The organism is Pseudomonas sp. 8209 (assembly GCF_028682105.1).
GTDB lineage: Bacteria > Pseudomonadota > Gammaproteobacteria > Pseudomonadales > Pseudomonadaceae > Aquipseudomonas > Aquipseudomonas palmensis.
On record NZ_JANIAH010000010.1, the window covers coordinates 18,618 to 39,694 of the forward strand.

The window sequence follows — 21,077 nt, forward strand, 5'->3', positions numbered from 1 at the left end:
CAAGCAGCGACTTCACCCACCTTGCGTTGCACGCCGTCCCGGCCGGGGCGGTGGCCCATTCTTCCTGCAACGAGCACCCCACCATGAGCCTCGATATCTTCTGGTTTCTGCCCACCTCCGGCGACACCCGCTACCTCGGCCACTCCGCCAGCGGGCGCCCGGCCACCAACGCCTACATGCGCCAGATTGCCGTGGCCGCCGAGAACCTCGGCTATGACGGCATTCTCATCCCCACCGGCAGCAGCTGCCTCGACCCCTGGGTCACCGCCGCCAGCCTGGTGCCGGTGACCCACCGCCTCAAGCTGCTGGTGGCCCTGCGCACCTCGCTGGGCAACCCCACCGCGTCGGCGCGCCAGGCCGCCACCCTCGACCAGGCCAGCGGCGGACGCCTGCTGCTCAACGTGGTGCCCGGCGGCGATGCCACCGAGCTGGCCGCCGATGGCGTGTTTCTCGCGCACGACCAGCGCTACGACGCCGCCGACGAATTCCTCACCGTGTGGCGTCAACTGCTCAGTGGCGAACGGGTCGACTTTCACGGCGAGCACCTGCGGGTGGAGGGCGCGCAGAACTTCTTCGCGCCGGTGCAGACGCCCTACCCGCCGCTGTACTTCGGTGGCTCGTCAGCCGCCGCGCACGAGCTGGCGGCCAGGCATGTGGACGCCTACCTGACCTGGGGCGAGCCACCCGCCGCGGTGGCCGAAAAGATCGCCGACGTGCGCGCCCGTGCCGCCCGCCACGGGCGCACGGTGCAGTTTGGCGTGCGCCTGCATGTGATCGTGCGTGAAACCAGTGAACAGGCCTGGGCGGCGGCCGAGGAACTGATCAGCCACCTGGACGAGGCCACCATCGCCGCCGCACAGGCCAACTACGCCAGCATGGATTCCGAAGGCCAGCGGCGCATGGCCGCGCTGCACGGCGGGCGCCGCGACCGGCTGGAAGTCTCGCCCAACCTGTGGGCCGGGGTCGGCCTGGTGCGTGGCGGCGCCGGCACCGCACTGGTCGGCGACCCGGCCACGGTGGCGGCACGGCTGCAGGAGTACGTCGCCCTGGGCGTGGACCGCTTCGTGCTGTCGGGCTACCCGCACCTGGAGGAAGCCTACCGCTTCGCCGAACTGGTGTTCCCGCTGCTGCCCGGCAAAAGCAAGGTGACGGTGGATGGCGCCTTCACCGGGGGCGCCTTCGACGTGCGTGCCGGCCAGGCCAGGCCCGCCGCCAGCCAGTAACGGGCAGGGCCCGGGCTACCCGGTGCAGGCCGGCCGGCTCAGGCCCGTGCGGCCACCCGCTCGACGCTGTCGGCCACTGTGCGGGCCTGCTGCAGCACCTGCGCACACACCTGTTCAGGGGCCTCCACGCGCACGCGCAGACGGCCAAGGATACGCCCCTGGATACGCTCGATATTGGCCTGCACCAGGTGTGTCGGGTAACCCAGTGCCGCGCTGATCGCGCTCAGCTCCGGCGCCTGGCCACGGGCCCCGGTGTAATGCAGGTCGAGCAGCCAGTCGCCGGCGCTGGCTGGGGCCAGGTCATGGGCGCCGCCAGGGTGCAGGGTGCGCAGCAGGGTGCGGGTCACCTCGTGGCACGGGCAGCCGAACACCCGCCACACCTCGCCCTGCTCCACCACCTCGCCCGCCTCCAGCACCACCACGCGGTCGCACAGCTCGCGGATCACTTCCATCTCGTGGGTAATCAGCACGATGGTCAGGTTCAGGCGCCGGTTGATATCGCGTAGCAGCGCCAGAATCGACTGGGTGCTTTGCGGGTCCAGCGCCGAGGTCGCCTCGTCGCACAGCAGCAGGTCGGGCTGCAGCACCAGCGCCCGGGCGATGCCGACGCGCTGCTTCTGGCCACCGGACAGCTGTGCGGGGAAGGCATCGCGCTTGTCCTCCAGGCCCACCAGTTGCAGCATCTCGCTCACCCGCCGCTCGCGCTCGGCGCGGCCAATGCCGGCCAGCTTGAGCGGCAGGCCGATGTTCTCGCCGACGGTTTTCACCGACATCAGGTTGAAGTGCTGGAAGATCATGCCGGTGCGCTGGCGCTGACGGGCCAGTTGCGCGCTGTCGTAGCCGGCGATGTCCTCGCCGTCGATCAGCACCTGGCCGTTGCTGGGTTGCTCCAGGCGGTTGAGCGAACGCAGCAGCGACGACTTGCCCGCGCCGCTGCGCCCGATGATGCCGAACACCTCGCCCCGGCGTATCTCCAGGTTGATGTCGCGCAGCGCATGCACAGTGCGCTCGCGCCCCGGGTACTGCTTGCCGAGCCCCACCAGGCGGATATGCACGGCGCCTGCCAGCGGCTGTTGATTGAAACTGACCATGGATCAAGGCCTGCCCTGCGAAGGATGCGATTCGACCAAGGCCCGCGCTGTCGCCAGCGCGGGCCACCGGGGCTCAGAAGCCGGGCACTATCTGGCCCTTGTAGCGGGTCAGGATGAAGTCGCGCACCTGTGGCGAGTTCAGCGCCTTGGCCAGCTTCTGGATGCGCGGGTCATCGATGTTGTCGGGGCGTGCGACCAGGTACTCCACGTACAGGTCCTTGCCCTTCTCCACGATCAGCGCGCTGCTGGTATCGATGCCCGCCTCCAGCGCGTAGTTGGCGAAGACGAACGCCAGGTCCACCTGGTTCACCGCACGGGCCAGCAGCGCGCCTTCGAGTTCGCGAATCTTCAGGTGCCTTGGGTTGGCCGCGATGTCGCGCTGGGTCGCCAGGGTGTTGCTCGGGTCCTTGAGGGTGAGCAGCCCGGCTTCGTGCAGCACCACCAGGGCACGCCCGGCGTTGACCGGGTCGTTGGGGATGGCGACGCTGGCACCGTCCTTGAGCTCGGCGATGCTCCTGATGCGGGTGGAGTACGCACCGAAAGGCTCGATGTGCACGCCCACCACCGGCACCAGGTCGGTCTTGCGGGTGGCGTTGAATTCGTCGAGGAACGGCCGGTACTGGTAGTAGTTGGCGTCCAGGTTCTTCTCGGCCAGTTGCAGGTTGGGCTGGATGAAATCGCTGAACACCTTGATGTCCAGGTCCACGCCTTCGGCCGCCAGCGCCGGTTTGACGAACTCGAGGATCTCGGCATGCGGCACCGGGGTGGCGCCCACCACCAGTTTCTCGTTGGCGTGCGCCGACAGCGACAGCACGGCGGCCAGTACGGCCAGGGTCTTCTTCATGGGCTTGCTCCTGAACAGGTAGAACATTGGCCGCCGTGGGATACGTGGGCCGGCGGCAGCGAAACCCGGCTGCCGCTGACGGGAAACACAATTCAACGCCGGGTGAAGCGCCGCACCAGGCGGTCGCCACTCACCTGCAGCACCTGCACCAGCACGATCAGCAGCAGCACGGTCACCACCATCACGTCGGTCTGGAAGCGCTGGTAGCCGAAGCGGATCGCCAGGTCGCCCAGGCCGCCGCCGCCGACCACCCCGGCCATCGCCGTGTAGTCCACCAGCACGATGGCGGTCACCGTCACCGCCGCGATCAGGCCGGTGCGCGCCTCGGGCAGCACGGTGTGCCACACGATCTGCCAGGTGCTGCCACCCATCGACTGGGTGGCCTCCACCAGGCCGCGGTCGACCTCGCGCAGGGCGATTTCCACCAGCCGCGCAAAGAACGGCGTACAGCCGATCACCAGCGGCGGTATGGCGCCGGGCACGCCCAGCGAAGTACCGGCCACCACCTGGGTGAGCGGGATCAGCACAATCAGCAGGATGATGAACGGCATCGAACGCAGCACGTTCACCACCACCGACAGCACGCGGTACACCAGCGGCGAGGCCAGCAACTGGCGCTGGCCGGTGAGGTACAGCAGCACCCCCAGCGGCAGCCCCATCAGCACCGTGAAACCCAGCGCTACGCCGAGCATGCTCAAGGTGTCGAGGCAGGCCTGGCCCACCTCGGGCCAGTTGACATGGGCCAGCAGCTCGCTCATTGCCCAGCGCCCCTGCGCAGCGCGGCGGCCGGGTGCGGCGCGCCCAGCCGGTCACCTGCGTCGAACAGCTTGTTGCGCAGCGTGCCCGGGGCGTAATCGCGCTTGAACAGGCCACGGGCCTGCAGCTCGGGCACCAGCAGGTCGACCACCGCCTCGAAGGTTTCCGGGGCCACCACGCTGGCCAGGTTGAAGCCGTCCACGTCGGTCTCTTGCACCCATTCCTGCAACTGGTCGGCCACCGTCTGCGCCGAGCCCACCAGTACCGGGCCGTCGCCGCCGATGGCGCAATAGTCGGCAATTTCGGCGGTGGTCCAGGTGCGGCTGGGGTCGGCACGGGTGAAGGCTTCCACCGCCGACTGGATCGCATCGCTCTGCACTTCGCGCAGCACCTGGTCGCTCTGGTACTGGGCGAAGTCGATGCCGGTCCAGCCCGACATCAGCGTCAGCGCACCGCTGGCGCTGGCGTACTCGCGGTACTCGCGCAGGCGCGCCAGGGCCTGTTCATCGGTGGGGGCGACAATCACCGTAAGCTGCTCCAGCACCAGGATATCGCCCGGTGCGCGGCCGGCCGCCACCGCCGCAGCGCGCACCTGCGCCACCTGGTTCTTGAGCACCGTCTTGCTCGGCGCAGCAACGAACACGCACTCGGCGTTGGCCGCCGCAAACGCCCTGCCGCGCGTCGAAGCACCGGCCTGGTACAGCACCGGGGTGCGCTGGGGCGAGGGCTCGCACAGGTGAAAGCCCGGCACCTGGAAGAACTCGCCCTGGTGGCCGATGCCGTGCACCTTGGCCGGGTCGGCATACACCCCGCTGGCGCGGTCGGCGCGCACGGCGTCGTCTTCCCAGCTGGCCTCCCACAGCTTGTAGCAGACCTGCAGGTACTCCTCGGCCAGGGCGTAGCGCTGGTCATGCGACAGCTGTTCGCGCTGGCCAAGGTTGCGCGCCCCGCTGGACAGGTACGAGGTGACGATATTCCAGCCGGCGCGGCCACGGGTCAGGTGGTCGAGCGTGGACATGCGCCGGGCAAACGGGTACGGGTGCTCGAACGACACCGAGGCGGTCACGCCAAACCCCAGGTGCTCGGTGACGGCGGCCATGGCCGGCACCAGCTGCAGCGGGTCGTTGACGGGCACCTGCGCAGCCGTACGCAGCGCCTCGTCGGCGTTGCCGCCGTACACGTCGTAGGCGCCCAGCACATCGGCGATGAACAACCCGTCGATCTTGCCGCGCTCCAGGGTCCTGGCCAGCTCGGTCCAGTAATGGATGTCGGTGTAGCGCGTGGCCTGGTCACGCGGATGGCGCCACAAGCCCGGCGACAGGTGGCCGACGGTGTTCATGGCAAAGGCATTGAGGCGTATCTGCTTGGGCATGGTGGCGGCCTAGTTCCAGTCGTGACGCTGTGGCTTGGCCCCGTTCAAGGCCCAGTTGCCCACCAGGTGGTACTTCCAGCGCACCGGGTCGTGCAGGGTGTGCACGCGGGCGTTGCGCCAGTGCCGGTCGAGGTTGTGGCGCACCTGGGTGGAGCGCGTGCCGCCCAGCTCGAACAGGCGGTTGCTGGCCTCGATCGCCGCTTCGGTGGTCAGCACCTTGGCCTTGGCCACGGCCACCGAGGCCTGGGCCACCGAGTCCTCGTCGGGGGCCAGGCTGGCCCGGTCGAGCACCTTGCCGGCGCGCTCCAGCAGGGCCTCGGCGGCTTCCTGGCGAATCTCCAGCGCGCCGATCTGCACGATGGTCAGCGGGTCCTGGCTGGCCTGCTCCACGCCCGCATCGATCCACGGGCGGGCCTGCTCGCGGATGAAGGTGATGGCGTCGTCCAGCGCCGCACGGCCGATGCCGGCGTCGATGGCGGCGGTGGTCAGTTGCGCGAAGGGGCCGGCCAGGGTCGGGGTTTCGTACGAGCGGTAGGTGGGAAACAGGTTGAAGGCCGGCACGATCAGTTGCTGCGCCAGCACCGTGCCGCTGGAGGTGGTGCGCTGGCCGATGTTGTCCCAGTCATCGACGATCACCAGGCCCGGGGTATCGCGGCGCACGAAGGCCAGTTGCGAGCGGTCCTGCGCGTCCAGCGCCAGCACCCCCAGCCAGTGCGCGTACAACGAGCCGGTGCAGTAACCCTTGCGCCCGTCGATGCGGTAGCCATCGGCATGGGGCACGATGCGGGTCTGGATCTCCTTGACGTTCTTGCCGCCGGTTTCCGACAGCGCATTGGCAAAGCGGTGCCCGGTCTGCACCAGGTCGAAGAAGAAGCGCTTCTGCTCTTCGCTACCCTGCAGGCGGATGTCTTCGAGCAGGCAGTAGTGGTTCTGCGGTATCTGCCCCAGCGAAGGGTCGGCGGCGGAGATGATCGCGATCACTTCGGCCAGGGTGGCGAAGGACACCTGCGCCCCGCCGTACTGTTTCGGTACGGTGATGCCCCACAGGCCGCTGTTGGAGAACGCATCCACCACGTCGGCCGGGACCTGGCGGCTGCGGTCGCGCTCGGACGCGCCTTCGCGCAGCAGCGCGGCAACCCGATGGGCAATGGCAATGGCTTCGGCATCGTCACGGATGACGTGGGCATCCGGCTGGCGGATGTCGTAGTGGGCAGAAACAGGGGTGGCAGTCATGGTCTATCTCGATGAGTACACAGAGTCCCCCGTGAGATAGCACAACCCATGCCACTTGAATTTCACCTATAAATCAATTAGTTACGCACAACAGAAAGCGGCATGGCTGGATGCACGGCAACAAAGTGTTGGCCAACTGTTCGCAGTGCAACAGTACGACAGCGGTCAGTTGCTCCCCGTACACCGCGCGCCTATTCGCAGTAACGGGCGGGCATGAAAAAACCGGCTACTGCGAGCCGGTTCCCATGCAGTACCGCCAGCCTCAGCCGCCGCTGGCTGCCACGCTCTTGCGTTCAGCCACGAAGAACAGCGGGCGAATCCGCACCCCCACCACGTTGCCGGCATACGCCGCCACCAGCCACAGCCAGCCATGCACGCTGCCCGAGGCGATGCCGCTGAAGTACGCGCCGATGTTGCAGCCATACGCCAGCCGCGAGCCGTAGCCCAGCAGCAGGCCGCCGATCACCGCGGCCAGCAGCGAGCGCATCGGAATCCTCAGGCTCGGCGCGAAGCGCCCGGCCAGGCCTGCTGCCAGCAACGCACCCAGCACGATGCCGATGTCCATCACCGTGGTCACGTCCTCCCACAGCGGTGCAGCCAGGGCCTTGGCGTTGCCCGGCATCTGCCAGAACGCCCAGCTGCCCACGTCCACGCCCAGCCCGCTCAGGGTCTTGGCGCCCCACAGGGCGAACGCCGAGGTGATGCCCCACGGCCGGCCCGCCAGTGCCAGGGTCGCGTAGTTCAGCAGCGCCAGGCCGATCGCGCCCCACACCAGCGGCCACGGGCCACGCAGGAAGCGACGCAGGCCCTCATACTGGCTGCCTGCCGGGGCCTCGAGGGCGCCGTGGCGACGCTTCTCCAGCACCACCGTGCCCCAGGCGATCAGCCCGAACACCACCAGGTTAAGCACCAGCGCGGGGGCCACGCCAAAGGTCTGCACCACGGAGGTGGCCGGGAACGACGGCAGCGCGAACCACCAGTCGGCGTGGTGGGTTGCAGTTACCGAACCGATGATGAAGAACAGCAGCGTCACCAGCATGCGCGCGTTGCCACCGCCCACCGTGAACAGTGTGCCCGAGGCACAGCCGCCGCCCATCTGCATGCCGATGCCGAAGATGAACGCACCGAACACCACCGACACCCCGGCCGGCGCCACCAGCCCGGTCACCGGCTGGCCGAACAGCGTGCCGGCGCCCAGGGCCGGAAAGAACAGCAGCACGGCGATAGCCAGCATCACCATCTGCGCGCGCAGGCCGGCGCCACGGCGCTCGTTGATGAACACCCGCCAGGCGGACGTGAAGCCGAACGCGGCGTGGTACAGCGTGAGGCCCAGGGCGGCGCCGACGATCAGCAGCAGCACCTGTTTGATGCCCACGCTGGCATTCAGAAAGACGGCGCCGACCACCAGCAATGACAGCGCAACCAGTGGCGCGCCGAGACGGCGCTCAGGCGCCGCGGAGAGAGAAAGACCCATGACGATACTCGGATATAGACGGAACAGGCCGCGAGTATACCGTCACCAGCCACCGTGCGGGCTCACGGATAGAACAGCGGGTACATCGCCAGTGCCAGGGTCGAGGCGCAGGCATGCATCGCCATGGGCACCAGCAGGCCGCCGGTTCGGATCCGCGCATAGGCCAGCATCAGGGCGAGGATGAACAACAGCACCACGGTCGACCTGAAGGTGTACTGCAGGTGGATGGCGGCAAACGCCAGGGCGCTGACCACGATCGCCACCACCGCCCACAGCGGCTTGCGGAACGGGAACAGGTTGAGCAGAAAATGCCGGAATGCCAGCTCTTCGCCCAGGGGGGCGAGCACGATGACCATGCTGGTCAGCAGCACGCGATCGGCCAGCGAACCGGCACCGAGCAGGGTCATGAACTGCAGCATGAACGGCTCGGCGGGCTGGTCGACCAGGGCGGCGTAGTTGTAGGCCAGCAGGTAGACCACCACCACGCTGGTCAGGCCAAGCCAGAGGGCCTTGTAGCTGAAGTTGGCCCCCCTGAAGGCATGCCCGGCCAGCGGGTTGCGCCGCAGCAACAGGTACAGCCCGCCGATGGCTGCACACGCCACCAGGTGGGCGCCGAACAAAGCCAGGGTGAAGTCCAGGCCACTGCCGAACAGAAAGGCGCCGGCGAACTGCGCGGTGAAGTACAGCAGCAGGCCCAGCAGCGCGAGGCCGATGCGCTTGCCGGTGGTGCTGGCGATGTAAGGGGTGGGCACGGGACTTCCTTGTACGGGGTTGTTCACAGCGTTCTCCTTGACGGGGGGCGCATTATGGCGAGTTTCGCGGCTGCTGCGCAGCCCATCGCCGGCAGCCGGCTGCTACAGGCTAAGCGCTCAAGTAGATTCACATCTGGATACATCCGGCCATTTGCCATTCCCCTCGCCCTCTGTTTGCATCCGCGCTCTCTCCCCGTGCAGACAAGGAAATCACCCCATGAAAACCCTGGTAGTCGGTGCCAGCAAAGGGCTGGGCAAGGCCCTGATCGAAGGCCTCGGCGAGGCGGGCGACACGCTGGTCGGCGTGTCGCGCACGCGCCCCGACGGCATCGCCGCCAAGGCCGGCGTGCAGTTGAACTGGGTCGAAGCCAACCTGGCCGAGCCGGCCAGCGCCGCGCACGCCATCGCCCAGGCTGTGGCAGAGCACGGCCTCGACACGCTGATCTACAACCTCGGCATCTGGGAAGAGCTGGCCTTCGACCCGGCCTACGACTTTCTCGGCGACAGCGACGCGCAGGTACAGGCCATCGTCAGTTGCAACATCACCGCCACCCTGCTGCTGATCAAGCGCCTGCTGCCCACCCTGCTGCGCAGCGCCACCCCGCGCATCATCCTCACCGGTTCCACCTCCGGCCTGCCCCAGAGCGGGCGCCCCGAGGTGGCCTTCGGCGCCTCCAAGTTCGCCCTGCGTGGCATCGCCGATGCGCTGCGCGAAGGCTACCGCGAGCAGCGCCTGGCCGTGACCTGTCTGAACCTGGGTTACCTCAACACCGAAGACCCGCTCAGCACGCCCCGCGACGTGGCCGAGCAACGCGGCGAAGGCCAGCTGATCCCCGTGCACGACGTGGTGCAGGTGGTGCGCATGGCGCTGAGCCTGTCGTCGGCCAGCTACGTCAAGGAGCTGACCTTGCCGGCCCTGCTCGACGAGCGCTTCTGAGCGCTGATCAGCACGCTGGATAAAAACCGGCGAAAGCGCCATCCTTCCCGCCTTTGACGCGCAGCCTGGCTGCGCCCACCGTTATGTGAAGGACCTTTTTCATGCAGACGCTCAACGACACCGACTTCGAGTTCATCGAAGACATCCTGCTGCAGTATGGCGATGACCATTCGGTGCTCAACGCCTCGGAACTGGACGGCTACCTCACCGCGCTGGTGTCCGGCCCGGCGCCTGTGGCTATCGACGAATGGTTCCCGGGGATCTTCGGTGGTCGCCAGCCGGAATGGGAAAGCGCTGCAGACTGCCAGCGCTTCGTCGAGCTGGTGACCCTGCACGCGAACAACCTGGCCGAGCGTTTCTCGCCGCGCTTCGAAGAGACCGAGCACAACGGCCAGCCGCTGACGCTGGCCGAAGAGTGGTGCTTTGGCTACCTGCGCGGTGCAGGCCTGGCCAACTGGCCGGCCTTGCCGGCGGCGCAGCAGGTGGCACTGGATGTGATCGAGACCTGTGCCGCACAGGACAACTTCGAACTGCCCGCCGACCTGGATGTGGCGCTGCATCGCCAGCGCGTGGCCGCCATCGAGCCGGCGGCGCGGGCGTTGCAGGGGTACTGGGCGACGCAGCGCTGAAGCGGGCAGCGCCCTTCGCCGGCAATGCCGGCTCCTACGTAGGAGCCGGCATTGCCGGCGAAGAGTCCTGCAGGCATACCACCCGGCAAGGAGCCAAGCATGCCCACCACCCTCACCGCCGCCTTCCCCCACCACCTGGCCCGCGAAGTCCAGGACCTGGCCCGGCACCTCGACCTGCCCAACGGTGACCAGGGCATCGCCGTCACCCTCGACGGCGAACCCCTGACCCTGCCCTACCGCCTTCACCTGCCGGCTGCCGATACAGCCCGGTCACTGATCCACGCCTGCCTGCTCACCCGCCACCCCGACGGCCACGTGCGCGAGCGTTACCTGCAGCAGATCATTCGGGCACCAGAAGCGTGGGTCATCCCGTTCGTGTTCCAGCTCACCGGCGAATACGTGATCGAGCTGCTGGCGCTGTGCGAGGCCAACCTGCCGACCCTGGACGCCAGCGCCTACGGCCGCTTCTTCAACGACAACCCCGCCTACTTCAGCCTCACCCGCGCACGCATGGTCAGCTACTGGGACTGCTACCACCGCAGCCGCCACCCGCACCTGCGCAGCTACGTGGGCACCCGCCTGTTCCGCGCCTTCAGCGACTTCACAACGACCACTTCACGGTGAACATCACATTGCGCGGCTCGCCGAAGATGTTGGCCCCGGCCGGGTTGCTGATGCTCTGGTAGTAACGCTTGTCCGCCACGTTGTTGAGGTTGGTCTGCAACGTCACCGCCGGCGTCACGCGGTACTGGGCCATCAGGTCGACCACGCTGTACCCGCCCTGCTTCACGCTGTAGCTGGTATAGGTGCGGCTCTGGGTGCGAAAGGCCCCGCCCACGCTCCATTGATCGAGGTCGCCCGGCAACTGGTAGCTGGTCGCCAGCTTGAACAGGTTGTACGGCGAATCACTGTCGAAGCGGTCACCCTTCTGCGCCGAGCCGGTGGCCTTCACATACTCGGCCGCCGCATAGGTATAGCCGGCCGACGCCTGCCAACCCGGCGCCAGTTCGCCGCCCAGCTCCAGTTCCAGGCCGCGGGTACGAATTTCGCCGGCCGCCTCGTAGCAGGCATCCATGGTCGGGCAATCACCTGCCGGCAACGACTTGGCCAGGTTCTCCTGGTCGAGCTGGAACAGCGCGAAACTGGCGTTCAACGCACCACCGAAGTACTCGGCCTTGAGCCCGGCCTCGTAGTTGGTGCCGGTTACCGGCGCCAGCAGGCCACCGCTGCTGTTCTGGTACTCCTGCGGCTTGAAGATGCGCGTCCAGCTGGTGTAGACCGAGTAGGTGTCGTTCAGGTCATAGATCAGCCCCGCATACGGGGTGACCTCGCGGGTGGCCTTGTAGTCGGCGCCGAAGGCGTAGGCCCCGACCTCGGTGTGCTGCTGGTACTCATACCAGTCCAGGCGCGAGCCGAGGATCAGCTTCAGGTCATCGCGCAGGTTGAAACGCACGGCGGTGTAGGCACTGGACTGATCCACCTTGCCCTTGCGCGACCAGTTGTAGTCGATGGCCGGCCGGGGCACGTCCTTGTAGTGGAAGTTGTTGGGGTCCACGACATAGTTGAAGCTCGCATCCGGGCCGCCGCCAGGGCCGTCGTCGGTATCGTCGCGGCGGTAGCTCGCCCCCACCACCAGTTCATGGGTACGCCCGAACAGGCTGAACGGCCCGCTGGCATAACCATCGACACTCTTCTGCGTATGTTCGTAGGAGTAGCGCCCCACGTTCAGTTGCAGCTCGTCGGCGGTCGGGTCGAGCCGGTAGTAGCTGCTGCCCAGCATCTCCAGGTTGGCCTTCAGCCAGCTGGCGCTCAGGCGCAGGCGCCAGTCGTTGTCCAGGCGATGTTCCACCTCGGCGAACACGCTCTTGTTGGTCTTGTCCCAGTAGGTCCAGTCGGGGCTGAAGCGCGACGAGCGGGAAATGTCGAGGAAGCTGCCATCGGCATGGGTCGGGCTGCCGTTCCAGTCCGCGCCGGGGTTGTCCTCGCGGTTGTAGTAGCCGCCCAGGGTCAGCGTGGTGGCGTCCGACAGATCGAACTCGGTGATCCCGTACAGCAACTGGCGCTGGTTGCTGTAGGCATCGGTAAAGCTGTTCTTGTCCTGGTAGCTGCCCACCACTCGCCCGCGTACGGTACCGGCATCATTGAGGCTGCTGCTGGCGTCGATTTCGGTACGGTAGTTGTCCCAGCTGCCGGCTGCCGCCGTGAGGGTGATCTGCGGCGCCAGCGTGGGGCGCTTGCGCACCAGGTTGAGGGTACCCGACGGGTTGCCCGAGCCGACCATCAGGCCGGAAGCCCCGCGTACCACCTCCACCCGGTCGAACATCGCCAGGGTCGCGGTGCCCAGGGTGTCGCTGTCGTAGGCGATGGGCAGGCCGTCGACCATGATGTTGTCGATGGCCGCACCGCGCGAGTAGAACTGCGGGCGCTCGCCGCCGGTCTTGCGCAGGGTCAGCCCCGGCGTGTAGCTGGCGATGTCGTCCAGGGTCTGCATGTTCTGGTCGTCCATGCGCTGGCGGGTGACTACGGTCACCGACTGCGGGGTTTCCCGGGCCGAGGCCTTGAACTTGGTGGCCGTGGCCATGCTGGCGGTGGTGTAGGAGCCAGTGTTTTCCGTGACCTCGCCCAGCGCACTGCCGGTGATGCTGGTGGCCCCCAGTTGCAGCGCATCACTGCTGTCGGCCTTCTCCAGGGTCAGGGTGCCGTTGTCGGTCACGCGCAGTTGCAGGCCGCTGCCCGCCACTGCCTGGCGCACCGCTGCCTCGGCGCTCAGTTGCCCGTTCACCGCCGCGCTCTGGCGCCCGCGCAGCAGCGCCGGGTCCACCACCAGGGTGCTGGCGCTTTGCCGGGCGATCTGGCGCAGGGCCTGGTCCAGCGGTTGCGCCGGCAACGCATAGCGCTGCATGGCTGGGTCCGCCCAGGCGCGGTTCAGGTCGAGGGAGCAGGCAGAAACGGCAACCGCGACAGCCAGTGCCAGGCGCGCGGGGCTCAGGAGTTGGGGACGCATGTGAAGGGCTTTCCTCGCAGGAAGTGAATGGGCGTTTCCTGCTATGTCCAGCGAGCCGAAAAAAGCCTTCACCCTGGCGGAATGTTTTTTCAGCGCAGGTCGATCAGGGTGATCGGCCCGAACGCCTCGACACTGATCGGCAGCACCTGCGCCAGCGATTGCAGGGCGCGGTCGCTGTCGTCCAGCGGGAACACCCCGAACACGCGCAGTTGCGCCGCCGCCGGGGAAACCCGCAGCACGCCGTAGCGGTAAGGGCGCAAGGCATCGATCACGCTGCCCAGAGACGCGTCGTCCACCTCCAGGCGACCTTCCATCCAGGCATCCAGGCGGCCTTGCTCATTGCCCAGGGGCGAGAGTGCATCGTCGGCAAAGCGCAGGGTCTGCCCGCTGTCCACCACGATGCTCTGCCCGGCGCGGTTACGCACCTGCACGCTGTGCTGCTGCACGCTGACGGCACTGCGCTGATCCAGCGTGGCGACACTGAAGCGCGTGCCCAGGGCCCGCACCCGGCCTTGCGCAGTGACCACCTCGAGGGGGCGGTGCGGGTCGCGGGCCACCTGGATGTTCAGCTCGCCGTGGCGCAGATGGATCACCCGGGCTTCGGCACTGAACGCCACCTCCACGGTGGTGCGCGCATTGAGCAGCAGCACGCTGCCGTCGGCCAGTTGAATGCGCCTGCGCTCGCCGGTGCCGCTGTAGTGGTCGCTGAACACGGCGTCCAGTGGCATGCGCCGTTGCACCGTCAACAACGCCGGCAGGCCCAGCATCAGCAGCAAGGCGCTGCCGCCGCGCAGCAACCGGCGCCGCTGCAGCGACAACCCGCTGCTGCGCAGGGCGCGCGTGGCCGCACTGGCGCTGCCGGGCACTTCCAGCAAGGGGTTCAAGGGTGTGTGGGTGGCCTGGGTAACCGCCTGCCAGGCCTGGCGATGGCTTGCGTCCAGCGCCTGCCACTGCTCGAAGGCGTCGCGGTCGGCTGCCGTCGCCGCCCCCGAGCCCAGGCGCACGCTCCATTCGATGGCTTCGCGCACCGCCGGGGTCAGCGCTGCCAGGCTGCGGCCGCTCACGTGCCCGCGCCCAGTTGTGCCAGGTAGCAATGGGTCACGGCGCGCCGCACCCAGCGCTCGACGCTGCTCAGCGACACCTGCATCTGGTCGGCGATCTGCTGGTGGGTCAGGCCCTCCAGGCGGTTGAGCAGAAAGGCATGGCGCACCTTGGCCGGCAACCCGGCCAGCAAGGCATCCACCGCCTCCAGCGCCTCGCGCAGCACCGCCAGGGTTTCCTCGCACGGCGCCACCGGCTCGGGCAGGTTGGCCAGCGCTTCAAGGTAGGCGCGCTCCAGCTCGCCGCGACGCCAGAAGGTGTACAGCACCCGCTTGGCGACCATGCACAGGAACGCCCGCGGCTCGTCCAGCTGGCCCAGGTGCGGCGAAGTCAGGGTACGCAGGAAGGTGTCGTGGGTGAGGTCCGCGGCATCGGCGTGGGAATTGAGCCGACGGGCCAGCCAGCCGCGCAACCAGTGATGGTGTTCAGCGTACAGCAGGTGCAACGGGTGCTGGGCGGACGGGCGCGGGTTGGACATGCGAGAGGCACACTAATGGTAATTGTTCGCATTCTTATCGCTCGCCCTGGGATTTGCAAGCCGTGCCCTACTCGCGGCAACTGGGCGAGCCGCCCCAGCGCATGTTGCGAATGCAGAAGTAGCGGTCCTTTTTCAGGGTCACGGGGGCGATCGTGCAAGGCAGCACCGCCGGGTCGATCTCGATCGACATCTCATCGGCCGCGTAGCGATCGTCATCGAATTCGATCACGCAGGTGCCGTCCTCCTGCGCCCGCTCGGGAAAGCGCAGGCCCTGTACCACCTGATCGCCCATCTTCACCCGCAGCGGGCTCGGTGCCGATGAGCTGCAGGCCTTGAGGGCCGGATGGTTGACGGTTATCCACAGGGGGTACTCGCCGCCTGTGCGGTCAGGGAACAACGGAATGAACAACAGCGACTGGTAGGTCGACTGACCGTGATTCACCACCTTGAGCCACAACGGGCTGGCGTTGCAGGTGGCGCCCAGCGACGCGCCGTAGCGCAGCTTGGGATCGGTGTGGTCCTGCCAGCCGCCCAGGCGGTCGGGCTTCCAGTCATGACCCCATTTGTATTCGGTACAGCCGCCCAGGGTGAGCAGCAAGCACAACAGCGTGGCGATACGGTGCACGGTGAAGTCCTTCCTTGGTGAAGCATCCATCGGGAACACATTGTCGGGGCCAGGCGCCTCGCCGGCAAGGCCGGCTCCTGCACGCCGGCTCCTGCACGAGTCAGCCGCGCTGGAAGCAGCCCGGGGTGATGCCGACCACTTTCTTGAAGGCCCGGGTCATGTGGCTCTGGTCGAAGAACCCGCAACGCAGCGACGCCTCGGCGATGCCCACGCCACTGCGCAGCAACTGCTGCACCCGCGCCACCCGCGTCTGGATCTGATAGCTGTGCGGCGATACGCCCACGCTCTTCTTGAACACCCGTATCAGGTACAGCGGATCGAGCCCCACCCACTGCGCCAGGTCGTTCAGCGCGATGTTCTGCGCGTACTGCTCGTCGAGCATCTGCCGCACCCGTCGCACCACTTCGCGTTCGTCGGCCACCGCCCGGGGCTGCGGCCCGCCGCACCGCTCGAACAGCTGGCTGACCAGGTGCAGCAGCACGCTCTCGCGCTCAAGGCTCGAACACGACTGCTCGATCACCTGATGCTGGTGCAGGAAGGCCTGGGCAAAGCCCATGTCGTGGGTCAGCGCCTGCTGGAACAGGTGGATATGCCCGTCACCGAAACGCCCTTCGAACACCGCACGGTTGAGCCACTGCGGGTCGAGGTAGAGCATGCGGTAGCTCCAACCCTCGGCGCTGCCCGGCACGCCGTCGTGCATCTCGCCCGGGGTCAGGGTGACGATGCTGCCGGCGGTGCCCAGGTGCTGGGTGCCACGGTAGAAGAGCTTCTCCACGCCCGCGCCGATCACCCCCACCGCGTAGCGCTCATGGGAATGGCGGCCGAAGGCCCGTGCGCTATAGCGCGCCGCCAGCAATTCACAGCCTCCTTCGGGGACGCGCCAGAAGCGCGAGAAGTCCTGTTGCTCCATGGCCTGTCCAGTTTTGTGCAATACGCGCGCAAGGCGGGTGGATAAATTTGCCCGACTTCTTCGCAACAGACCAGAGAAAACCATGCAGTCATCCAACGGGGTCACCCTCTCCAGCAACCGGGCCATCGTCGAACTGACACTGGGCGGGCTGATGCTCAGCCTGTCGGCGCTGGCGGTGGCCTTCGCCCATATCGGCGCCGGGGGCGCGGGTTTCTACCGGATGCTGATCGCCTCGGTGCTGTTCTACCTGCTGCTGCGGGTGAGAAGGCAACCTGCTCGCCTGGCCCACCCCAGGGCTCGACGCTACACCGCCCTGGCCGGCGTGTTCCTGGCCATCGACCTGATCCTGTGGCACCACAGCATCTACATCGTCGGGCCGGGCATCGGCTCGATCCTGACCAACTGCCAGGTGTTCTTCATGACATTGCTCGGGCTGTGCCTGCTCAAAGAGAAACCGTCGCTGTACTTCGTCGCCTCGATCAGCCTGGCCTTCGTCGGCCTGTACCTGTTGCTGCTGCCGGAGATGGGCAGCGCGCTGGGTATCCAGGGCGTGGTCTACGGCGTGCTGTCGGGGCTGGCCTATGCCGTGTGCGTGTACTACCTGAAAGTCACCACCCAACTGCCCCAGGGCGGCGGCGACAAGATCGCACAGATGCTGCACCTGAGCCTGTGGGCGGCCGGGGTGATGCTGGGGTACGCGCTGTTGCGGGGCGAGAGCCTGGCCATCGCCGACCAGCAGACCTTCTACATGCTGGTGATCTATGGCGTGCTGGTGCAGTTCGTCGGCTGGTTGCTGGTCAACCGCTCGATTGGTGCCATCAGCCTCGGGCTGGCAGGGCTGATCCTGCTGCTGGAGCCGGTGATCACCTACTTCATCGACGTGGCGTTTCTGGACAAGGCCAGTTCGGCCATACAGATCACCGGGGCGCTGGTGACGGTGCTGGCGGTGTACATTGGCTCGATAAAGCCGCCGAGCAAGGCCCCGGCGCTGAGCGAGCCGGCCTGACACGGCGCTCGCGCAGCTGCTGCCTGAGCACATGCAGGGGCGGTGCGTAGAGGAAGCCGAACGACACGCTGTGCCTGCGCCCCTTCACCGCGTGGTGCATCAGGTGTGCGTGATACAGCCGACGCAGATAGGGGTGGCGCGGCCTGGGGCGCGCGGGCCAGTGGCGGTGCACGATGCCGTCGTGCACCAACACGTAGATCAGCCCGAACCCCGCCACCCCGGCGCCCACCCACTGCAACGGGTCGTGGCCGGCATTGCCCAGCACGATCAGGGTGATCGCGGCCAGGGCCAGGATCAGCAGGTAGATATCGTTGGTTTCAAGCGTGCCCAGGTGCGGTTCGTGGTGCGAGCGATGCAGAAACCAGCCCCAGCCGTGCATCACGTACCTGTGCGCCAGATAACCGACACCTTCCATGGCGACCAGGGTGCAGAGAAAAATCGCGAAGTGGGCAATCATGGTCGGTACGGGGTTGGGAAATGACGGTGTCAGGGTATTTGATCGGCGGCCGATGGTCCATGCCCACCGGTAGCCAGGGCCAGCATCTGCATGGCCGGCGCCACTGCCTTGAGCAGGCGCTCACGCGCGATCCCGTCGCGGGCCTGCACCGACAACCCATGCAGCAGCGTGGCAAAAAAATCGCCCAGCGATTGCACATCGACCTCGGGTTTCAACTCGCCCGCCTCGGCCGCCTGCTGCAAGCGCTGAATGATCGACAAGGTTTTTTCGCGGCGGTGGTCGGCCAGCCATTCGCGCACGGCGTCGTTGTCGGCCGAGCAGTTGGTGGCTGCCGACACCACCATGCAGCCCAGTGGACCCGCTGGGCGGGTGTACAGGTCGACGGCATCGAGCAACAGCCGCTCGATGGCCTGGTAGGCCGTGGGTTGCTCGCTCAGCGCCTGGGTCGAAAATGCGCCCTCTTCGCGCTCATACAGCTCGATGGCCTCCTTGAACAAGCGCTCCTTGGAGCCGAACGCGGCATAGATGCGCGCCGAAGCGATACCCAGCGCAGCCACCAGGTCGCTCATGGACGTGGCTTCGAACCCTCGTGCCCAGAACACATCCCGGGCGGTGCGCAACGCGGCTTCACGGTCGAACTGGCGTGGTCGGCCTGCCATCTCGATAGTCTCCAACCAGGAATGAAGGCGGCATTATCCGTAATTGTTTGTCGAAAGACAAAGAATACTTGACGACGCGCAGGCTGCATCCTTATTGTTTGTCGATCAACAAACAATAGGAGTTCCACATGATCACGTTGAAAGGCCCCAGCCTGCATCTGGCGCAATTCAGTGCCGACCAGCCACCGTTCGACTCACTGCCCAACATCGCCCGGTGGGCTGCGCACATGGGCTTCAAGGCGTTGCAGATACCGGCCTGGGACAAGCGTCTGTTCGATGTCGAGCTAGCCGCAAGCAGCCAGGCCTACTGCGACGACATCACTGCCATGCTGGCCGAACACGGGCTGGTGATCAGTGAGCTGACCACGCATCTCTTTGGCCAGCTGGTGGCGGTACACCCGGCATACGACGCCTTGTGCGACAGTTTTGCACCGGCCCACCTGCAGGGCGACGCGGCTGCCCGCAGTGCCTGGGCGGTGCACCAGCTCACCTGCGCGGCCATCGCGTCGCGGCGCCTGGGCCTGAGCGACATGGGGACTTTTTCCGGCGCACTGGCATGGCCGTACGTCTTTCCCTTCCCGCAACGACCCGACGGCCTTGTTGAAACAGCCTTCGCCGAGTTGGCCAGGCGCTGGCTGCCGGTGCTCGATACCTGCGCCGAACAGGGCATCAACCTGTGCTTCGAAATTCACCCCGCCGAAGACCTGCACGACGGCGCAAGCTTCGAGCTGTTTCTCGAACACGTCGGCCACCACCCGCGCTGCAAGATGCTGTTCGATCCCAGCCACCTGATCCTGCAGCAACTCGACTACCTGGCGTTCATCGACCACTACCGGGACTACATCCGCATGTTCCACGTCAAGGACGCCGAGTTCCTGCCCACCGGCAAGCAGGGCCTGTTCGGCGGTTATCAACCCTGGCTCAAGCGCGCCGCACGCTTCCGTTCGCTGGGGGACGGGCAGGTCGACTTCAAGGGCATCTTCAGCAAGCTGGCCGAATACGACTACAGCGGCTGGGCCACGCTGGAGTGGGAGTGCTGCCTGAAAAACCAGCACGATGGGGCACGTGAAGGCGTGGCGTTCATCAACCGGCACATCATCCAGGTCACCGACACGGTGTTCGACGACTTCGCCGGTACCCCGGTGGCGCCGGCGGTCATCGCCAGGATGCTCGGCCTTGAAGGCAACCCTGTCGGGGAGCTGCAACGATGAGCACGCATTCTCACCATTACGCCCATGTGCACGGCCTGCGCCTGCACTACGTCACCCAGGGCGAAGGGGCACCGGTACTGCTGATCCCCGGCTGGCCACAGACCTGGTACACCTGGCGGCACGTCATGGCGGCCCTGGCCGACAACGGTTACCAGGCGATTGCCGTGGACCTTCCCGGCATGGGGCTTTCCGACAAGCCGCTGGACGGCTACGACACCGGCACCTGCGCCGCCCGCCTGCACGCGCTGATGGGGCAACTGGGGCACGAACGCTATGCCGTGGTGGGCCACGATGTGGGCATGTGGGTGGGGTATGCCCTGGCCAGCGATTTTCCGGGGGTGGTGAACCGGCTGTGCCTGAGCGAAGCGGTGATTCCGGGCCTGGCGCCGGCGCCGTCGATCTTCGCGCCGCCGGAGCAGAACATCTTCCTGTGGCACTTCATGTTCAACCAGTTGCAGGACCTGCCCGAGGCGCTGATTACCGGGCGCGAAGCGCAGTACCTGAGGTTCATGTTCGAGAAATGGGCTGTGCGCCTGGATCGGGTGGCGGTGGATACCTATGTGCAGGCGTATTCGGCGCCGGGGGGCTTGCGTGGCGGGTTTGCCTACTACCGCGCGATACCCGAAACGATTCGCCAGAACCAGCAGCGCGGGCAGGTGCCACTGGGCATGCCGGTGCTGGCGATCGGGGCGCAACTGGCAACCAATGATGCGCCGCGGGCAACCCTGGAGGGGCGCGCCGCCACGTTGCAGGGCGCGATCATCGATGGCTGCGGGCACTTTGTGACCGAAGAGGCGCCCGAGGCATTTGTCGGGCACCTGCTGCCGTTTCTGCGCTGAGGGTTGCGGCGCGGCCTTCGCCAGCAAGGCGCGCGCCTGTCATCGAGCGCGTGCCATTGCCGGCGAAGGGCGTTCAAGGCGCCTGCAATGCCTCCAGCTCATCCGCGCGTTCGGAGGTCATGCGCAGGCGGCAGCCACCGCCATTGAGGATGTCCATGGTGCCGCCGGTCTGCGTGAAGTAGAAATCGCAGTTGCTGTCGATGTACTTGATCCACGCCCGCTGCGCATCCCGGAGCTTGCCCTGCTGCACCGGCCCAAACGCGGCCATGGCCTTCTTGTAGACCTGGTTCAGGCGTTTGTCCTGACGGGCGATCTCGGCGTTGTTGCATTCGTTCATGCTCACCGTGGTGTTCGCGGTGTCCATGCAGGCCTTGTACGCCACCGAAGTCTTGTCCTGCGCCAGCGCCAGCGGCGCAACTGCCGCCAGCGACAGCACCGCAACCCCCATCATCCGCTTGATACTCATGGCTTGCCTC

At 66.9% G+C, this 21,077-nt stretch carries 22 protein-coding genes; 7 read left to right on the plus strand and 15 right to left on the minus strand.

What is annotated here, in order from left to right; translation table 11 throughout:
• Positions 1 to 83: 83 nt before the first annotated feature.
• A complete protein-coding gene (gene ssuD, locus NP552_RS21025; protein ID WP_043864439.1) occupies positions 84 to 1,223 on the plus strand; it encodes an FMNH2-dependent alkanesulfonate monooxygenase in 1,140 nt (379 codons plus the stop codon).
• Positions 1,224 to 1,261: 38 nt separating this feature from the next.
• On the opposite strand, the gene NP552_RS21030 is transcribed toward ssuD, so the two are convergent.
• The 7 genes from NP552_RS21030 to NP552_RS21060 form a co-directional block, all read right to left on the minus strand.
• A complete protein-coding gene (locus NP552_RS21030; protein WP_274097117.1) occupies positions 1,262 to 2,314 on the minus strand; it encodes a methionine ABC transporter ATP-binding protein in 1,053 nt (350 codons plus the stop codon).
• A gap of 73 nt (positions 2,315 to 2,387) precedes the next feature.
• Positions 2,388 to 3,158 (minus strand): MetQ/NlpA family ABC transporter substrate-binding protein, encoded by a 771-nt coding sequence (locus NP552_RS21035; RefSeq protein ID WP_274097118.1) that lies wholly within the window; start codon positions 3,156 to 3,158, stop codon positions 2,388 to 2,390.
• A gap of 92 nt (positions 3,159 to 3,250) precedes the next feature.
• Positions 3,251 to 3,916, minus strand: coding sequence for a methionine ABC transporter permease (locus tag NP552_RS21040; protein WP_054916316.1), 666 nt, complete (start codon positions 3,914 to 3,916; stop codon positions 3,251 to 3,253).
• Positions 3,913 to 5,286, minus strand: coding sequence for an LLM class flavin-dependent oxidoreductase (locus tag NP552_RS21045; protein WP_123752911.1), 1,374 nt, complete (start codon positions 5,284 to 5,286; stop codon positions 3,913 to 3,915). Before NP552_RS21045 ends, NP552_RS21040 begins: the two co-directional genes overlap by 4 nt.
• 9 nt (positions 5,287 to 5,295) lie before the next feature.
• Positions 5,296 to 6,519 (minus strand): SfnB family sulfur acquisition oxidoreductase, encoded by a 1,224-nt coding sequence (locus NP552_RS21050; protein WP_274097119.1) that lies wholly within the window; start codon positions 6,517 to 6,519, stop codon positions 5,296 to 5,298.
• A 262-nt stretch (positions 6,520 to 6,781) separates the two neighbouring features.
• A complete protein-coding gene (locus tag NP552_RS21055) occupies positions 6,782 to 7,993 on the minus strand; it encodes a YeeE/YedE family protein (RefSeq protein ID WP_274097120.1) in 1,212 nt (403 codons plus the stop codon).
• 62 nt (positions 7,994 to 8,055) lie between these two features.
• A complete protein-coding gene (locus NP552_RS21060) occupies positions 8,056 to 8,745 on the minus strand; it encodes a CPBP family intramembrane glutamic endopeptidase (protein WP_123752909.1) in 690 nt (229 codons plus the stop codon).
• A gap of 217 nt (positions 8,746 to 8,962) precedes the next feature.
• Between NP552_RS21060 and NP552_RS21065 the strand changes: the two genes are divergently transcribed.
• From NP552_RS21065 to NP552_RS21075, 3 genes are all read left to right on the plus strand, one after another.
• Complete coding sequence (locus NP552_RS21065; RefSeq protein WP_043864432.1) at positions 8,963 to 9,682, plus strand: SDR family oxidoreductase; 720 nt, start codon at positions 8,963 to 8,965, stop codon at positions 9,680 to 9,682.
• 101 nt (positions 9,683 to 9,783) lie between these two features.
• The gene (locus NP552_RS21070) at positions 9,784 to 10,311 is read left to right on the plus strand and encodes a UPF0149 family protein (RefSeq protein ID WP_274097121.1); all 528 of its coding nucleotides are present in this window, start codon (positions 9,784 to 9,786) and stop codon (positions 10,309 to 10,311) included.
• A gap of 99 nt (positions 10,312 to 10,410) precedes the next feature.
• Positions 10,411 to 10,935, plus strand: a complete 525-nt coding sequence (locus NP552_RS21075; RefSeq protein WP_229589527.1) for a hypothetical protein — start codon at positions 10,411 to 10,413, stop codon at positions 10,933 to 10,935.
• On the opposite strand, the gene NP552_RS21080 is transcribed toward NP552_RS21075, so the two are convergent.
• From NP552_RS21080 to NP552_RS21100, 5 genes are all read right to left on the minus strand, one after another.
• On the minus strand, positions 10,913 to 13,315 hold the full coding sequence (locus tag NP552_RS21080; RefSeq protein ID WP_054916309.1) for a TonB-dependent siderophore receptor: 2,403 nt from the start codon (positions 13,313 to 13,315) through the stop codon (positions 10,913 to 10,915). The genes NP552_RS21075 and NP552_RS21080 overlap by 23 nt on opposite strands.
• Positions 13,316 to 13,404: 89 nt before the next feature.
• Positions 13,405 to 14,379, minus strand: a complete 975-nt coding sequence (locus NP552_RS21085) for a FecR domain-containing protein (RefSeq protein WP_058541394.1) — start codon at positions 14,377 to 14,379, stop codon at positions 13,405 to 13,407.
• Positions 14,376 to 14,894 (minus strand): sigma-70 family RNA polymerase sigma factor, encoded by a 519-nt coding sequence (locus NP552_RS21090; RefSeq protein ID WP_043864428.1) that lies wholly within the window; start codon positions 14,892 to 14,894, stop codon positions 14,376 to 14,378. The genes NP552_RS21085 and NP552_RS21090 overlap by 4 nt, the downstream gene beginning before the upstream one ends.
• Positions 14,895 to 14,961: 67 nt before the next feature.
• Positions 14,962 to 15,549 (minus strand): hypothetical protein, encoded by a 588-nt coding sequence (locus NP552_RS21095; protein WP_274097122.1) that lies wholly within the window; start codon positions 15,547 to 15,549, stop codon positions 14,962 to 14,964.
• Positions 15,550 to 15,619: 70 nt separating this feature from the next.
• Positions 15,620 to 16,429 carry an AraC family transcriptional regulator gene (locus NP552_RS21100; protein WP_058541391.1) on the minus strand — a complete coding sequence of 270 codons (810 nt, stop codon included), beginning with the start codon at positions 16,427 to 16,429 and terminating at the stop codon, positions 15,620 to 15,622.
• Between the two features lie 82 nt (positions 16,430 to 16,511).
• On the opposite strand from NP552_RS21100, the gene NP552_RS21105 reads away from it, so the two are divergent.
• Complete coding sequence (locus NP552_RS21105; protein ID WP_078479922.1) at positions 16,512 to 17,435, plus strand: DMT family transporter; 924 nt, start codon at positions 16,512 to 16,514, stop codon at positions 17,433 to 17,435.
• Here NP552_RS21105 and NP552_RS21110 read toward each other — a convergent pair.
• Together NP552_RS21110 and NP552_RS21115 are read right to left on the minus strand one after the other, a co-directional pair.
• Positions 17,347 to 17,892, minus strand: coding sequence for a sterol desaturase family protein (locus NP552_RS21110; protein ID WP_054916305.1), 546 nt, complete (start codon positions 17,890 to 17,892; stop codon positions 17,347 to 17,349). The two genes, NP552_RS21105 and NP552_RS21110, sit on opposite strands and share 89 nt — an antisense overlap.
• Before the next feature lie 29 nt (positions 17,893 to 17,921).
• Positions 17,922 to 18,551 carry a TetR/AcrR family transcriptional regulator gene (locus NP552_RS21115; protein WP_043864423.1) on the minus strand — a complete coding sequence of 210 codons (630 nt, stop codon included), beginning with the start codon at positions 18,549 to 18,551 and terminating at the stop codon, positions 17,922 to 17,924.
• 128 nt (positions 18,552 to 18,679) lie between these two features.
• Here NP552_RS21115 and NP552_RS21120 point away from each other — a divergent pair, with 128 nt between their 5' ends.
• Both NP552_RS21120 and NP552_RS21125 read left to right on the plus strand, forming a co-directional pair.
• On the plus strand, positions 18,680 to 19,762 hold the full coding sequence (locus NP552_RS21120; RefSeq protein ID WP_078479921.1) for a sugar phosphate isomerase/epimerase family protein: 1,083 nt from the start codon (positions 18,680 to 18,682) through the stop codon (positions 19,760 to 19,762).
• Positions 19,759 to 20,601, plus strand: coding sequence for an alpha/beta fold hydrolase (locus tag NP552_RS21125; RefSeq protein ID WP_274097123.1), 843 nt, complete (start codon positions 19,759 to 19,761; stop codon positions 20,599 to 20,601). Before NP552_RS21120 ends, NP552_RS21125 begins: the two co-directional genes overlap by 4 nt.
• 73 nt (positions 20,602 to 20,674) lie before the next feature.
• On the opposite strand, the gene NP552_RS21130 is transcribed toward NP552_RS21125, so the two are convergent.
• Entirely contained in the window at positions 20,675 to 21,067 is a 393-nt protein-coding gene (locus NP552_RS21130; RefSeq protein ID WP_078479919.1) for a lysozyme inhibitor LprI family protein, read from the minus strand.
• Positions 21,068 to 21,077: the final 10 nt, after the last annotated feature.

Coding starts and splice junctions, on each gene's coding strand:
- NP552_RS21070 (WP_274097121.1), top strand. CDS start 9,784: ATGCAGACGCTCAACGACACCGACTTCGAGTTCATCGAAGACATCCTG.
- NP552_RS21040 (WP_054916316.1), bottom strand. CDS start 3,916: ATGAGCGAGCTGCTGGCCCATGTCAACTGGCCCGAGGTGGGCCAGGCC.
- NP552_RS21095 (WP_274097122.1), bottom strand. CDS start 15,549: ATGGATGCTTCACCAAGGAAGGACTTCACCGTGCACCGTATCGCCACG.
- NP552_RS21105 (WP_078479922.1), top strand. CDS start 16,512: ATGCAGTCATCCAACGGGGTCACCCTCTCCAGCAACCGGGCCATCGTC.
- NP552_RS21080 (WP_054916309.1), bottom strand. CDS start 13,315: ATGCGTCCCCAACTCCTGAGCCCCGCGCGCCTGGCACTGGCTGTCGCG.
- NP552_RS21100 (WP_058541391.1), bottom strand. CDS start 16,429: ATGGAGCAACAGGACTTCTCGCGCTTCTGGCGCGTCCCCGAAGGAGGC.
- NP552_RS21065 (WP_043864432.1), top strand. CDS start 8,963: ATGAAAACCCTGGTAGTCGGTGCCAGCAAAGGGCTGGGCAAGGCCCTG.
- NP552_RS21090 (WP_043864428.1), bottom strand. CDS start 14,894: ATGTCCAACCCGCGCCCGTCCGCCCAGCACCCGTTGCACCTGCTGTAC.
- NP552_RS21110 (WP_054916305.1), bottom strand. CDS start 17,892: ATGATTGCCCACTTCGCGATTTTTCTCTGCACCCTGGTCGCCATGGAA.
- ssuD (WP_043864439.1), top strand. CDS start 84: ATGAGCCTCGATATCTTCTGGTTTCTGCCCACCTCCGGCGACACCCGC.
- NP552_RS21115 (WP_043864423.1), bottom strand. CDS start 18,551: ATGGCAGGCCGACCACGCCAGTTCGACCGTGAAGCCGCGTTGCGCACC.
- NP552_RS21045 (WP_123752911.1), bottom strand. CDS start 5,286: ATGCCCAAGCAGATACGCCTCAATGCCTTTGCCATGAACACCGTCGGC.
- NP552_RS21120 (WP_078479921.1), top strand. CDS start 18,680: ATGATCACGTTGAAAGGCCCCAGCCTGCATCTGGCGCAATTCAGTGCC.
- NP552_RS21050 (WP_274097119.1), bottom strand. CDS start 6,519: ATGACTGCCACCCCTGTTTCTGCCCACTACGACATCCGCCAGCCGGAT.
- NP552_RS21035 (WP_274097118.1), bottom strand. CDS start 3,158: ATGAAGAAGACCCTGGCCGTACTGGCCGCCGTGCTGTCGCTGTCGGCG.
- NP552_RS21130 (WP_078479919.1), bottom strand. CDS start 21,067: ATGAGTATCAAGCGGATGATGGGGGTTGCGGTGCTGTCGCTGGCGGCA.
- NP552_RS21075 (WP_229589527.1), top strand. CDS start 10,411: ATGCCCACCACCCTCACCGCCGCCTTCCCCCACCACCTGGCCCGCGAA.
- NP552_RS21125 (WP_274097123.1), top strand. CDS start 19,759: ATGAGCACGCATTCTCACCATTACGCCCATGTGCACGGCCTGCGCCTG.
- NP552_RS21055 (WP_274097120.1), bottom strand. CDS start 7,993: ATGGGTCTTTCTCTCTCCGCGGCGCCTGAGCGCCGTCTCGGCGCGCCA.
- NP552_RS21030 (WP_274097117.1), bottom strand. CDS start 2,314: ATGGTCAGTTTCAATCAACAGCCGCTGGCAGGCGCCGTGCATATCCGC.